This window comes from Amycolatopsis sp. NPDC051373 (assembly GCF_040689465.1).
Classification (GTDB): domain Bacteria; phylum Actinomycetota; class Actinomycetes; order Mycobacteriales; family Pseudonocardiaceae; genus Amycolatopsis.
This window is the reverse complement of record NZ_JBFBAE010000002.1, coordinates 211575-224063: the sequence shown is the minus strand read 5'-3', so window position 1 is coordinate 224063 and position 12489 is coordinate 211575. Positions and strand designations below refer to the sequence as shown.

Below are 12489 nucleotides of genomic sequence, written 5' to 3'. Positions count from 1 at the left end.
CTTTCAGAAGCCCTGGGCGAGCCGGTGGTAGGCCTGGTTCCAGCGGATCCGGTCGGCGAACCCGGAGGTGGTGGTGCCGGCGTCGATGGTCAGGAGCTCGACGCCGAGCAGGTCGGCGAAATCGCGGAGGGTCTCGACCGGCACGGCTTGCGTCAGCACGGTGTGGTGCGGCGCGCCGGCGGTGATCCACGACTCGGCCGACGTGGCGAGCGACGGCGCGGGCCGCCAGACCGCGCGCGCGACGGGCAGGCTGGGCAGCGGCTCGTCGGGTGGGACGACCTCGATCTCGTTGGCCACCAAGCGGAACCGGTCGCCGAGGTCGGCCAGGCCGAGCACCACGCCGGGACCGGGGGCGGCGTCGAACACGAGCCGCACCGGGTCCTCGCGGCCGCCGATGCCGAGCGGGTGGATCTCGCACGACGGGCGCGCGGCGGCGATGCTCGGGCAGACTTCGAGCATGTGCGCGCCGAGGATCTTCGGCTCGCCCGGCCCGAAGTGGTAGGTGTAGTCCTCCATGAACGACGTGCCGCGGCCGGTGCCGGCCCCCATCGCCTTCACCGCGGCGAGCAGGGCCGAGGTCTTCCAGTCGCCTTCGCCGCCGAAGCCGTAGCCCTCGGCCATCAGCCGCTGCACGGCCAGCCCCGGCAGCTGCCGCAGGCCGCCGAGGTCCTCGAAGTTCGTGGTGAACGCGCCGAAACCGCCCTCGGTGAGGAACAGCCGCAGCCCCAGCTCGACTTTCGCCGCGTAGCGCAGGGCCTCGTGACGGGCGCCGTCTTCGGCGAGCTCCGGCGCCAGGTCGTAGGCCGACGCGTATTCGGCGACCAGCTCGCCGGTGTCCTTTTCGGACACGTTGTCGACGAGCTCGACGAGGTCGTTCACACCGTACGTGTTGACGGAGACACCGAAGCGCAGCTCGGCCTCGACCTTGTCGCCTTCGGTCACGGCGACGTCGCGCATGTTGTCGCCGAAGCGAGCCAGCCGCAGCTCGCGCAGGTGGTCCGCGCCGATCGCGGCCCGGGCCCACGCGTCGATCCGGTCGACGACCACCGGGTCGCCCGCGTGCCCGGCGACGGTCTTGCGCGGCACGGAAAGGCGCGTCAGCACGTGGCCGAACTCCCGGTCGCCGTGCGCGGCCTGGTTGAGGTTCATGAAGTCCATGTCGATGCTGTGCCACGGCAGGGCTTCGTTGAGCTGGGTGTGCAGGTGCAGCAACGGTTTGCGCAGCGCGTCGAGCCCGCCGATCCACATCTTCGCCGGCGAGAAGGTGTGCATCCACGCGATCACCCCGACGCAGGAGGTGTCGGCGTTGGCCTCGAGCAGCAGCCGGCGGATCGCGGAGGCCTCCGTCAGCACCGGTTTCCCGACGAGCTCGGCCGAAAGCCGTCCCGTCGAGGCGAGCAGCCGCTGGATCTGCAGCGACTGGCCCGCGACCTGCGCCAGCGTGTCCTCGCCGTAGAGCGCCTGGCTCCCGGTGAGGAACCAGACCTGGGGTTTGTTCTGCGAAGCCATTTGTCTCCTCGTCGTGTGCGCCGGCCGGGCTCAGCGCTGGCCGTAGACGTTCTGGTAGCGCGTGTAGAGCCGGTCGACGTCCTCGGCCGGCAACGGTTTGGGCGCGCCGAGCTCGAATGCCTTGTGGACGGTCCGGGCCACGTCCTCCACCAGCACCGCCGCCTTCACCGCGTCGCGGGCGGTGCGCCCGACGGTGAACGGGCCGTGGTTGCGCATGAGAACGGCGGGCGAGCGGCTGGCCCGCAGCGTCTCGACGATGCCGCGGCCGATGGAATCGTCGCCGATCAGCGCGAACGGCCCGACCGGGATCTCCCCGCCGAACTCGTCGGCGATCATCGTGAGCACGCACGGGATGGGCTCGCCGCGCGCGGCCCACGCGGTGGCGTAGGTGGAGTGCGTGTGCACGACGCCGCCGACGTCGGGCAGGTGCCGGTAGACGTAGGCGTGGGCGGCTGTGTCCGACGAGGGCGCGAGGTCGCCGTGGCGCAGCCGCCCGCGCAGGTCGGTGACGACCATGGTGTCGGCGGACAGGTCGTCATAGGAGACCCCGGACGGCTTGATCACCATCAGCTCGCGCCCGGGCACCCGCGCCGAGACGTTACCCGCGGTCCAGGCGACCAGCTCGTTGCGCGTGAGCTCGCCGTGCAGGTCCGCGACGGTGCGGCGCAGTTCGGCGACGGTGCCGAGCAGCTCGTCGGTCAGCGACATGTCAGGACTGTCCTTTCGCCGGCGGTGGCGGTGGCGTGGCGGCGGGCCGCGAGGCGGTGCAGCACGTCGCTGCCGCCGCGGCCGAAGTGGTCGTGCAGCTCGCGGTAGTCGGCGTAGAGCTCGTCGTAGGCACGGGCGTTTTCCGGGATCGGCCGATACCCGTCGCGGTGGAGCGAGCCCATTGCGCGAGAAGCCGCGGTGATGTCCGGGTGAGCGCCGGCCGCCACAGCGGCGTGGAGGGCCGAGCCGAGCGCCGGCCCCTGCGCGGACCCGATCACCGACAGGGGCACGTTCACCACGTCCGCGTAAAGCTGCATCAGGAAGGCGTTGCGGACGAGCCCGCCGGCCACGACCAGCTCGGTGACCGGTACGCCCGAGTCCCGGAAGGCTTCGATGATCGTGCGGGTGCCGAACGCCGTGGCCTCCAGCAGCGCCCGGTAGGTGTCCTCGGCGCGGGTGGCCAGCGTCTGGCCGACGACGACGCCGGACAGGTCGTGGTCCACCAGCACCGAGCGGTTGCCGCTGTGCCAGTCGAGCGCGACCAGCCCGTGCGCGCCGATTTCCTGCGCCGACGCCAACGCCGTGAGGTGCTCGTGGAGCGAGACGCCCGCTCGCCGCGCGTCCTCGTGGTAGGCGGCCGGCACGCCGTGCTCGACGAACCAGCCGAAGATGTCGCCGACGCCGCTCTGCCCGGCCTCGTAGCCCCACAGCCCGGGCACGATCCCGCCGTCGACGACGCCGCACATGCCGGGGACCTCACGCAGCTCTTCGGCGTTGAGCACGTGACACGTCGAGGTGCCCATGATCGCGACCATCCGGCCGGGTTCGACGGCCTGCGCGGCGGGCGCGGTCACGTGCGCGTCGACGTTGCCGACCGCGACGGCGATGCCTTCCGGCAGACCGGTCCACGCCGCCGCTTCGGCGGTGAGCGAACCGGCCCGGTCGCCGAGGCGCCCGAGCGGCCGGTCGAGCTTGTCCGCCACGAAGTCCGCGAACCCGGGGTTCAGCTCGCGCAGGAAATCGGCGCCCGGGTACTCGCCGTCCTGCAGGATGCCCTTGTATCCGGCAGTGCAGGCGTTGCGGACATAGTGGCCGGTCAGCCGCCAGACGATCCAGTCGGCCAGCTCGACCCAGTGCGCCGTCGCCGCGTAGACGGCGGGCGCCTCTTCCAGGACCTGCAGCGCCTTGGCGAACTCCCATTCCGACGAGATCCGCCCGCCGTAGCGGGGCAGCCACTTCTCGTCGCGGGCGCGGGCGAGCTCGGTGATCCGGTCGGCCTGCGGCTGGGCGGCGTGGTGGCGCCACAGCTTCACGTAGGCGTGCAGCTCGCGCTCGAACTCCGGCAGCTCGCACAGCGGCGTTCCGTCCACAGTGGTCGGAACCACCGTGCACGCGGTGAAGTCGGTGCCGAGGCCCACGACATCGGCGGGATCGGCGCCGGCTTCGCGGAGCGCGGCGGGGACGGCGGTGCGCAGCACCCCGACGTAGTCCGAGGGGACCTGCAGCGCCCAGTCCGGCGGCAACGGCTCGCCGGTCACGGGCAGCGTCCGGTCGACGACGCCGTGCGGGTACTCGTACACGGCGGTGCCCAGCTCGGCGCCGTCGGAGACCCGCACCACGACGGCGCGGCCCGAGAGCGTGCCGAAGTCGACGCCGACCACGAGGGGCTCGTGAATGTTAGCGTTAACATTCGGAGAGTGCGGGGACACGTGGTTCTCCTTCGGTGGGGACCGCGCTCAGCGTGGTCCGGTGCTCTCCCGGACGATCAGCTCGGGCTCGACCAGATGGCGCACGTGCTGGTCGCCGCCGCCCATCCGTTCGGTCAGCAGCCCGAAGGTGCGCCGGCCGACCTCGATGAAGTCCTGGCGCACCGTGGTCAGCGGCGGCGTGAAGTACGCCGCCTCGGGGACGTCGTCGAAGCCGGCCACGTGCACGTCCGCCGGCACGCCGATGCCGGCTTCGGTGAACGCGCGCAGCAGCCCCAGCGCCATCTGGTCGTTGGCCGCGAACACCGCGTCCAGCCCGCCGTCGGCGGCGGACACTTTCCTGGCCAGCGCCCGGCCGGCGGCGTAGCCCGACGCCGGGCTCCAGTCGCCGCGGATGACGGGCGGCACTTCGGCGCCGTGGCGCTCCAGCGTCTCGCGCCAGCCGCGCTCGCGCTCGAGCGCCTCCAGCCAGTCCTCCGGCCCGGCGACGTGCCACACCGTGCGGTGCCCGAGCGCGAGCAGGTGCTCGGTCGCGCGGCGGGCTCCGTCGTACTGGTCCACGGAGATCACCGGAACCGGCGCGCCCTCTCCGCCGCCGACGGCGACCACCGGGACCGCCGAGGGCACTCCCGCCAGTGCTTGCCCGGCCGTGACGTGCGGGGCGATCACGACGATCCCCTCCACGGCTTGGCGCCGCAGGCTCTCCACCGCGTCCGCGATGGACGAGCGGCCCGGGCGGCTCACGCTCGAGATCGTGATGGCGTAGCCGGCTTCCCGGGCGGCGTTCTCGATGCCGTGCAGGGTGCTCGCGGGTCCGTACAGATTGGACTCCAGTGCGACGACCCCGAGCGTGCCGGAACGGCCCGTGACGAGCGCGCGGGCCGCGGAGTTGGGCCGGTAACCCAGCTCCTCCACCGCGGCCATCACCCGCGCGCGGGTCTCGGGGCGGACCGGGCCGGTGCCGTTGATGACCCGCGAGACAGTCATGTGGGACACGCCCGCGAGCCCGGCCACGTCCGTCAGGCTCGCCTGCCGATCTCCCGCCGCTCCTGCTGACACTACGTCACCGCCTTCCTCGTCCGGGTGGTCCGCGTCACTCTTTCCGGCGCATAGTGTTAGCGATAACAGTCACCCGGTCAAGACTCGGCTCGGTTACGACCTGGCCTCCTGATCGGCGAGCCACGCCGCACCCCGGCGGGCCGAAGCGCGCGACAGCCATGCCTCCTGGACCACTTCCGCCAGCTCGGCCCGGCTGATCTCGCCGAGCCGGCAGGCCCGCACGAGCACCGACAGGTGGCCGCGGAAGTGCGGCGTCGTGAAAAACGGTGAGTTCTCGTCCTGGACGAGTGCTGCCTTGTCGCCTTCGGACGGCACCCAGAACACGATCACGTCCGGGTAGCGCTCGCCCGTCTCCGGGTCGACCGCGTCCGGGCGGGGGTTGCGGAAGAAGACGAACGACTTGCCCCCGACCTGGTACACCGGCTTGTGCTCGGTTCCGGGCCAGACGGTGACGTGCGGCATCCCGAGAGCGAGCTCGTGGACGTCTTCGACACACGCGGGGCGGCTGTCGTCCGGCACGGGGTCAGTGTAAAGCGCAATCGCGCCCGCCTGGTGGGTTCAACTGCTCCGCCGGTGCCCCGAGGGTCCACATCGGACACCACTCGCCGGAGATCGCCGGTGCCGCGTGGGACTCGCCGGTCGGCGGGATCGTCCACGCGGCCCGGCCGTGGTTCAGCGGCGCCGCCGGCTGACGCGGCGCGCGGTCCGCCGCGACGTGCGGCGAGCGACCCTGCGGGATCCGAACATGGTGGTCCCTCCTGATTCAGGTACGGCTGGGGGTGGCGGTCTCGAAGGCGTGCAGTTGCTGCGCTTCCTCCGCCGTGACCAGGCCGATGGCGACGAGGTCGAGCGGGCTGATGAAGCCGTCGGAGATGCGGAACCCGCCCGCTTCCGCGATGGCGTCGCGCAGGGGGATGGCCCAGCGGTGTTCCAGCAGCACGAGGGCGGCCGCCGAACCGTCCGGGATTTCCTCCAGGACGTCCCAGGCGTCTTCGTCGGAGAACACCTCGACGCCGTCCGCGGCCGCCTCGGCACCCGCGACCGCGCCGGCCTCCATGCCTTCCTCACCTTCGATTCCGAGCCCGATCAGCGCCCCGACCTTGCTGCCGAGCTCGACGGCCTCTTCGTCGCTGAGGTTGCTCAGGTGGGCGACCTCGATCCCGCCGTCGGAATCCTTGTGCACGGCCAGCGCGTCGACCACGTTGACGGTGCCACTTTCCCTCAGGCGCTCGAGTTCGGTGATGATCGCGCCGTGGAAGTCCGGGTCCGGAAATCCCAGTACGACGAGCTGGATGGGTCCGATCGTCATTATCCTGCCTCCGTTCTGCGTCGCGTCCCTCATGGCGAGCATCTGGGGGCGGGTCGGGAACGGCCTCATCTGCGGGAGGTGAGCTTGCGTCAGACTACGAGCGCTCGCCGGACGAAGAGGATCGTCGGGGTGAAGCCGGCCTTCGCGAAGATCCCGGACGCCCCCGCCGGACTCGGCGCGTCGACTTTCACGCTGGCCTGGTCGAAACCGTGCTCGGCCGCAGCCCGCAGCGCGTGCCCGAGCAGCGCTCCGGCGACACCGCGGTTGCGGTAGGCCGGGATCGTCCCGAGGACCATGAAGTGCGCGTCGCGGATGCCGGTCGCCGCGACGTCGCCCTCCCATTGGTTGGCCACGAGCACCCCCGCGACAGCTTCTTCGGCGCGCAGCAGGAAACTCGCCTCGGGTCGCAGGGTGTGGTTGGCGATCTTGTTCCGCCAGCTGTCGGCGGGAACCGGCGCCGGCACCCAGGAGTCCGCGTACGCCTTGTTACGGGTCAACCGGAACTCCTCGTCGTTGTCCGCCGACCACGGCTCGATCCGCAGCCCTGGCGGGATCGCGGGTTCGGGAAGCGCGGCGCCGAGCGGGTGCTCCAGGTGCTGGAAGTACCGAACGGGCACGAAGCCTCGCGGGCCCACGAGTTCGGCCACACCGGGGATGTGCGCGGCCTTGTGGACGTCGATCGCCAGCTTCAGCGCCGGGTGGCGCAGCGCGTGCAGCGTTTTCGCCGCCGCCACCCCGGCTTCGACGAGCTCGGTGCCGATACCGCGGCGCCGGAAGTCCGGGTGCACGCCACCGTCGAGGTACACGCGGTGGGTTTCTTCCGCGAACCGCTTGTAGCGGATCTTCATGTACCCGACCATCATGTCCCCGTCGAACGCCGCGAGGCTCGCGCGCTCCAGGTCCGCGTAGGGGTCAATGAGCTCCTGGAACGTGTCCTGCGCCGTGTACGTCTCGCCGATCCGGTCGACGGTCTCCATCGCGTTGAGCAGGTCGGCCGCCGCCTGCGCGTCGTCGCGGGTGAGAGGGCGCCAGGTGAGCGACGTGGTGTCCACGCGCCCGAAGGTATTCACCCACGGCCGGGCTGTCGCGTCGTTTTCCGCCAAAACCGATCGCTGACGGCCGTATGCGCTCAGTACGCTCACGCGGCTGAAAAAGCACCAGATGGGGGAGTGAGCCGATGAGTCAATACTTCGAGGTCGGCGACAAGACGTTGTGGAATCCGTCCAACGGCGTCGGTTTGCTGTTCCGCTCCGCCGAGGCCGTGGCCCCGATCGTCGAGCTGCCCACGGGGATCGGCCCTGCGGCCGCCGACGAGTGGGCGGTCGACCTGCCGGTCTTCACCGCCTTCGTCGATGCCCTCGTCGACCGCTATCAGCGCTCGAACCACCTGATCCTGCGGTCGATGGTGGAAGGCTTCCTCGCCACGGCGATGGTTCTGCTCGACTGCGCAGGTGCCGAAATCCCGGCGCTCGGCCGCGAGCCGGGCCCCGACGTCCGCGACATCTCGATGGTCGGAACCCAGCCGCCGGCCGGGAAGCTCGCCGAGCTCCGCGCCGCTCACGCACGCGCGATGCCCACCTGATCACCGGAAACGCCCACGGCGGCACCAAAGCCGTAACCGGTGCCGCCGTGCCCGCGAGGATCAAGCGGACTTCTCCGCCTCGTGCCGGGCTTTCGCCTCCTCCAGGGCCTGGCCCTGCCGGCTGTGCAGCTCGGCCCGCAGCTTCTTCGCCTGAGCCTCGGTCGCGGCGAGGCGGTCGAGCCGCTGCTGGAAGTGCGGGGCGACGGCTTCGGCGAACAGCTCGTAGTGCCGCGCCGTGGCGGCCGGGGTCGCCCACTCGTGCGCCATCATCAGGTACGAGCCGAAGCCGCCCTTCGACTGCGCCTCGAGGTTGCCGATCTGGCGGATCGCGTCCTGCGGGGTGCCGATCACGCCGATGCCGCTGGCGTTGATCCAGTCGACGCGCTCGGTGAAGGTCGCGCCGCCGGGTTCGAAGTGGGGGACGGCGGCGACGTGCTGCAGGTAGTCGCACCAGTCGTCCAGGCCGTGCTCGACTTCGGCGTAGGCCTGTTCCTTCGTCTCGGCCAGGTGCATCGGCCCGACGAGGCGCCAGCCGTCGCGGTTCATCGTGGTGCCGAACTGCGTGGCGCGTTCCTCGGCGACGTCCCAGTGCTGGGCCAGCAGGTCGAGGTCGCCGGTCAGGGTCGCGCCGATCGACAGGAGGCTGAGCCCGTGCTTGCCGGCGATGCGCGGCCCCGACGGCGACGCGATCGCGGCGACGCCGACCTCCAGCCCGCCCTGGGTGAAGGGCCGCAGCTGGCAGAGCGCGTCGCGCAGCTGGTAGCGGTCGGTTTTGGCCGTCACGGGTTCGGCGCCGTTGAGCAGCTGCATCAGCACGTCGGTGTCCTCTTCCAGTGCGCCACGCTGGCTGAGGGGGTCGAGACCGATCATGGACGCGTCGGTCGGCAGCGAGCCCGGGCCAAGGCCGAGCATGAACCGGCCGCGCGTGAGGTGGTCGAGCAGGATCGCGCGGTCGGCCACCCACAACGGGTTGTGGTACGGCAGCGAGAGCACGCCGGTGCCGAGCTTGATCGTCTTCGTCTGAGCCGCGACGTGGGCGATGAAGATCTCCGGGCTCGCGATGAGCTCGACGCCGCAGGAGTGGTGCTCGCCGATCCACGCTTCGTCGTAGCCCAGCCGGTCGAGCAGCTTGATCGTCTCGACGTCGCGAGCCAGGGCCGCGACCGGGCTCTTGATCGGTGAGGCGTGGAACGGGGCCATGAAGACGCCGAAACGCATGAGTCCTCCTTGACTTCGCCGGCCGGGTGATCGACGGTAACGCCGGTGTGGCGCGCCACACCGGGCTCGAGGCGGAAGCGTTCAAAAGATGAACACCCCGCCCGATCGGGGGCTGGCCGCGCGCTTCGCCGATCCTGCACACTCGGGGTTTCCCGGCGACGACGCCAGGAGAGGAGCCGCCCGTGCCCACCTCGGACGTCTGGCAGCAGTTCCTCGAGGCCGATCGCCGCGGGGCGGCGCGGCCGGAGATCGAGGAGTCGTGGGTTCGGTCGCGGCAGTCCGGCGTCGATCCCGAGCGGCTCGACCTCGCGCCCGCCCGGTTCGACCCCGAAACCCTGCTGGTCGCCGTCGGCAGCCGTGTCATCCCCGGCACGGCCGACTTGCTCGTGGGCGACGCCGCGTCGGTCGCCTTGGTCGACCCGTGCGGCACCCTGACCTGGCGCTGGGAGTCCGACCCCGCGTTGCGCCGTGACCTGCAGCAGGTGGAGGTCGAGCCCGGGCACCGCTACGTCGAGGACGGTGTCGGCACCTGCGGGGTCGGGCTCTCGATGGCGGTGCGGTCCGCGTCGATGGTGGTCGGGGCCGAGCACTACAAACAGGCCTGGCACCCCTACACCTGCGCGACCGCGCCGATCGTCGACCCGACCACGCGGCTGCTGCTCGGCTCGGTCAACGTGTGCTGCCGCGCCGAGCACACCAACCGTTTCGTGATGGCCGCCGTCGTCGCCTTCGCCGAGCGCCTGCGTTCGGCGTTGCGAGACGCGGCCACGCCCCGGCAGCGCCGGCTCGTCGACGCGCACATGACGTTCCGCTCCCTGCCCGGCACCACGGTGATCACACTCGACGGCGAGATCATGATCAGCGACGGCGGCCCCACCGCGACCCTGCCCGACCGCGCGACGCTGTGGTCGATGCTGCGGGAAGCCGGCCCCTCGGCCACGCACCTGCCCCTCGCCGACGGCCGCGTCGCCATCGTCCGCCCCGTCACACCCGGCCGGTTCGAGGACGGCTGTGTCCTGATCTTCAGCGCGGTTTCGTTGTCGGAGCACGAAAACCCGCTCCAGAACGCGGAAGCCGAGATCATCCGCGAGGTCCTGATCGCCTGCCGCGGCAACAAGACCGCGGCGGCGCACCGGCTCGGCATGTCGCGCGGCACCCTGTACAAGCGTATCCGCCGCTACGGCCTGGGCGACTGAGCTTCACCGCTGGGCGTGCTTCGGCAGGAACCGGACCAGCAGCAGCACCAGCACGTAGATGCCGGCGCAGAGGCCGAACACCAGCTCGGCAGCGCAAACGTAGTTTGCCGGCGAAGGTTGCCCGACGCGGGCGAAGAACACAGTGCCGAGCGCGGCGACGCCAATGGCGTTGGCGAACTGCTGGGCGGCGTTGAGCACGCCGGCGCCGGTGCCGACCTCTTCGGTGGTGGCATCCCCGAGGATGAAGTCGAACAGCGGCACGAACAGCAGCCCGGAACCGAGCCCGGTCACGAGCAGGGCCGGGGCCAGTTGCCACACGGTGATGGCGGCGCCCCAGTGGGCGATCGACCACCAGAGACCGAGCAGGCCGACGACCGCGACGGCCAGTCCCAAGTCGAGGTTGAAGCGGCCGAGCTTCCCGGCCAGGACGGCACCGGACACGAGCGTGGCGACCGCGGTGCCGACCGCCCACGGGATCAGGGCGAAGCCGGTCTGCAGCGGTGACCAGTTCAGGCCGGACTGCAGCAGCAGGTTGAGCACCAGGACGAACGCGCTGAGCGCGGCGTAGAACCCGCCGACGATCAGCAGGCCCACCACGAAGCTGCGCTTGCGGAACAACGACGGCGCGATGACCGGATGCGCGCTGCGGCGTTCGGACGCGACGAACAGCCCGAAGGCCACCAGGCCGGCGGCGATCATCACGTACGTCCACGCGGGCCAGCCGAGGTCGCGGCCCTGGATGAGCGGCACGATCAGCAGCGCCGAACCGGCGGTGAGCAGGCCGACGCCACGCAGGTCGAGGCGCGCGGTGCGGTCTTCGCCGCTGTGGCGGGGGAGAACCCACCAGGCGAGTGAGTCGGCGAGGACGCCGAACGGGACGTTGATGAGGAAGATCGAGCGCCATTCGCCGCCGAAGAGGTCCAGGTGCAGCAGCCAGCCGGCCAGGACCGGGCCGGCGACCGTGGCCAGGCCCATGATCGGGCCGAAGGGCATGAGCGCCTTGCGCAGGGGCTCCGGCGGAAAGACGATCTTCACCAGCGCGAGACCCTGCGGGATCATCACGGAGCCGAACAGGCCCTGGAACACGCGGGCGGTGATGAGGAACCCGGCGCTGGGCGCCAAGCCGCAGGCCAGCGACGCGACGGTGAAGCCGGCCATGCCCAGCAGGAACAGCCGCCGGCGGCCGAGCAGGTCACCGAGGCGGCCCGAGGTGATGAGGCCGAGCGCGAACGCCGCGGTGTAGGCCGAGAGCACCCACTGCAGCGTCATCGGCCCCCCGCCGAGGTCCGCGCGGATCGAGGGTCCGGCCAGGTTGGCGACGCTCGTGTCGACGAGGTCCATGAGCTCGGCGACGACCACGACGACCAGCACCAGCCAGGCCTGTCGGAGGGAAAGCGATGTCGTTGGTGGCGCGGTTGACGAACTAAGTTCAGTAGTCACGAACTAAGTTCTAAGCGACGAACTAAGTTCGTGTCAAGGTAGGGTGGCGCACATGCCCGCCGCCTCCCAACGTGCTCAGCGCTCCGAGTCCCCCGCTTCCCGCAAGCCGCCTATCACCGCCGAGCGCATCACGGACGCCGCGCTGCAAGTCGTCGCCACCGAGGGCTACGACGCGCTGACCATCCGCCGCGTCACCGCCGTGCTGGGCACCGGCCCGTCGTCGCTCTACGCCCACATCACCACGAAGACCGACCTCGACGACCTGCTCATCGGCCGGCTGTGCTCGGAAATCTCCTTGCCCGAGCCGGACCCCGCCGCGTGGCGGCAGCAGGTCCACGACGTCTACGCCCAGATGCGCGACCAGTACCTCAAGTACCCCGGCGTGTCCCGCGCGGCGCTCGCTTTGGTCCCCACGCACCTGGAAACCCTGCGCGTCAGCGAGGGCATCCTGGGTCTCTTGCTGGCCGGCGGTGTCCCCGCGCAGACCGCGGCGTGGGCGCTGGATTCACTCACGCTGTACGTCACCGTGTATACCTGGGAACGCTCGCTGGTCCACCAGCGCCGGAAGAACGAGGACGACGACTGGGTGCTCAGCCGGGAGGACCTCGTCGAGCGGCTCGGTGCTCTGCCGGCCGAGCGGTTTCCCCACACCCGGCGCCACGCGGCCGAGTTGACGTCCGGGTCCGGTCACGACCGGTTCGACTTCACCCTGTCCTTGATGCTCGACAACCTCGTCGCTTCTTGATCGCTGATCGCGAAGCG

The 12489-nt window shown here is 71.0% G+C and carries 12 protein-coding genes; 3 read left to right on the top strand and 9 right to left on the bottom strand.

The annotated features are described in order from the left end of the window. Nucleotides 1–3: 3 nt before the first annotated feature. The 7 genes from araA to AB0383_RS04580 form a co-directional block, all read right to left on the bottom strand. On the bottom strand, nucleotides 4–1509 hold the full coding sequence (araA, locus tag AB0383_RS04610; RefSeq protein ID WP_364185864.1) for an L-arabinose isomerase: 1506 nt from the start codon (nucleotides 1507–1509) through the stop codon (nucleotides 4–6). Nucleotides 1510–1539: 30 nt separating this feature from the next. Then, nucleotides 1540–2217 carry an L-ribulose-5-phosphate 4-epimerase gene (locus AB0383_RS04605; protein WP_364185862.1) on the bottom strand — a complete coding sequence of 226 codons (678 nt, stop codon included), beginning with the start codon at nucleotides 2215–2217 and terminating at the stop codon, nucleotides 1540–1542. After that, nucleotides 2208–3893, bottom strand: a complete 1686-nt coding sequence (gene araB, locus AB0383_RS04600) for a ribulokinase (protein WP_364185992.1) — start codon at nucleotides 3891–3893, stop codon at nucleotides 2208–2210. Before araB ends, AB0383_RS04605 begins: the two co-directional genes overlap by 10 nt. Before the next feature lie 60 nt (nucleotides 3894–3953). Then, a complete protein-coding gene (locus AB0383_RS04595) occupies nucleotides 3954–4982 on the bottom strand; it encodes a LacI family DNA-binding transcriptional regulator (protein ID WP_364185860.1) in 1029 nt (342 codons plus the stop codon). Between the two features lie 93 nt (nucleotides 4983–5075). Continuing rightward, nucleotides 5076–5501, bottom strand: coding sequence for an MmcQ/YjbR family DNA-binding protein (locus tag AB0383_RS04590; RefSeq protein ID WP_364185858.1), 426 nt, complete (start codon nucleotides 5499–5501; stop codon nucleotides 5076–5078). A gap of 244 nt (nucleotides 5502–5745) precedes the next feature. Then, on the bottom strand, nucleotides 5746–6291 hold the full coding sequence (locus AB0383_RS04585; RefSeq protein WP_364185856.1) for a hypothetical protein: 546 nt from the start codon (nucleotides 6289–6291) through the stop codon (nucleotides 5746–5748). Between the two features lie 89 nt (nucleotides 6292–6380). Continuing rightward, on the bottom strand, nucleotides 6381–7343 hold the full coding sequence (locus AB0383_RS04580; protein ID WP_364185854.1) for a GNAT family N-acetyltransferase: 963 nt from the start codon (nucleotides 7341–7343) through the stop codon (nucleotides 6381–6383). A gap of 125 nt (nucleotides 7344–7468) precedes the next feature. On the opposite strand from AB0383_RS04580, the gene AB0383_RS04575 reads away from it, so the two are divergent. Next, nucleotides 7469–7873: a DUF6086 family protein gene (locus tag AB0383_RS04575; RefSeq protein WP_364185852.1), complete on the top strand. Its 405-nt coding sequence runs from the start codon at nucleotides 7469–7471 to the stop codon at nucleotides 7871–7873. 60 nt (nucleotides 7874–7933) lie between these two features. Here the strand turns inward: AB0383_RS04575 and AB0383_RS04570 are convergent, their stop codons facing one another. Next, entirely contained in the window at nucleotides 7934–9091 is a 1158-nt protein-coding gene (locus AB0383_RS04570) for an LLM class flavin-dependent oxidoreductase (protein WP_354866702.1), read from the bottom strand. 182 nt (nucleotides 9092–9273) lie between these two features. On the opposite strand from AB0383_RS04570, the gene AB0383_RS04565 reads away from it, so the two are divergent. Further along, nucleotides 9274–10287: a helix-turn-helix domain-containing protein gene (locus tag AB0383_RS04565; RefSeq protein WP_364185850.1), complete on the top strand. Its 1014-nt coding sequence runs from the start codon at nucleotides 9274–9276 to the stop codon at nucleotides 10285–10287. A 3-nt stretch (nucleotides 10288–10290) separates the two neighbouring features. Here the strand turns inward: AB0383_RS04565 and AB0383_RS04560 are convergent, their stop codons facing one another. Then, the gene (locus AB0383_RS04560) at nucleotides 10291–11658 is read right to left on the bottom strand and encodes an MFS transporter (protein WP_364185848.1); all 1368 of its coding nucleotides are present in this window, start codon (nucleotides 11656–11658) and stop codon (nucleotides 10291–10293) included. A gap of 121 nt (nucleotides 11659–11779) precedes the next feature. On the opposite strand from AB0383_RS04560, the gene AB0383_RS04555 reads away from it, so the two are divergent. After that, nucleotides 11780–12472 carry a TetR/AcrR family transcriptional regulator gene (locus AB0383_RS04555; protein WP_364185846.1) on the top strand — a complete coding sequence of 231 codons (693 nt, stop codon included), beginning with the start codon at nucleotides 11780–11782 and terminating at the stop codon, nucleotides 12470–12472. Nucleotides 12473–12489: the final 17 nt, after the last annotated feature.

Excerpts from the sequence above, each read along its gene's own strand:
- araA (WP_364185864.1), bottom strand. The coding sequence starts at position 1,509 with ATGGCTTCGCAGAACAAACCCCAGGTCTGGTTCCTCACCGGGAGCCAG.
- AB0383_RS04605 (WP_364185862.1), bottom strand. The coding sequence starts at position 2,217 with ATGTCGCTGACCGACGAGCTGCTCGGCACCGTCGCCGAACTGCGCCGC.
- AB0383_RS04585 (WP_364185856.1), bottom strand. The coding sequence starts at position 6,291 with ATGACGATCGGACCCATCCAGCTCGTCGTACTGGGATTTCCGGACCCG.
- AB0383_RS04575 (WP_364185852.1), top strand. The coding sequence starts at position 7,469 with ATGAGTCAATACTTCGAGGTCGGCGACAAGACGTTGTGGAATCCGTCC.
- AB0383_RS04570 (WP_354866702.1), bottom strand. The coding sequence starts at position 9,091 with ATGCGTTTCGGCGTCTTCATGGCCCCGTTCCACGCCTCACCGATCAAG.
- AB0383_RS04555 (WP_364185846.1), top strand. The coding sequence starts at position 11,780 with ATGCCCGCCGCCTCCCAACGTGCTCAGCGCTCCGAGTCCCCCGCTTCC.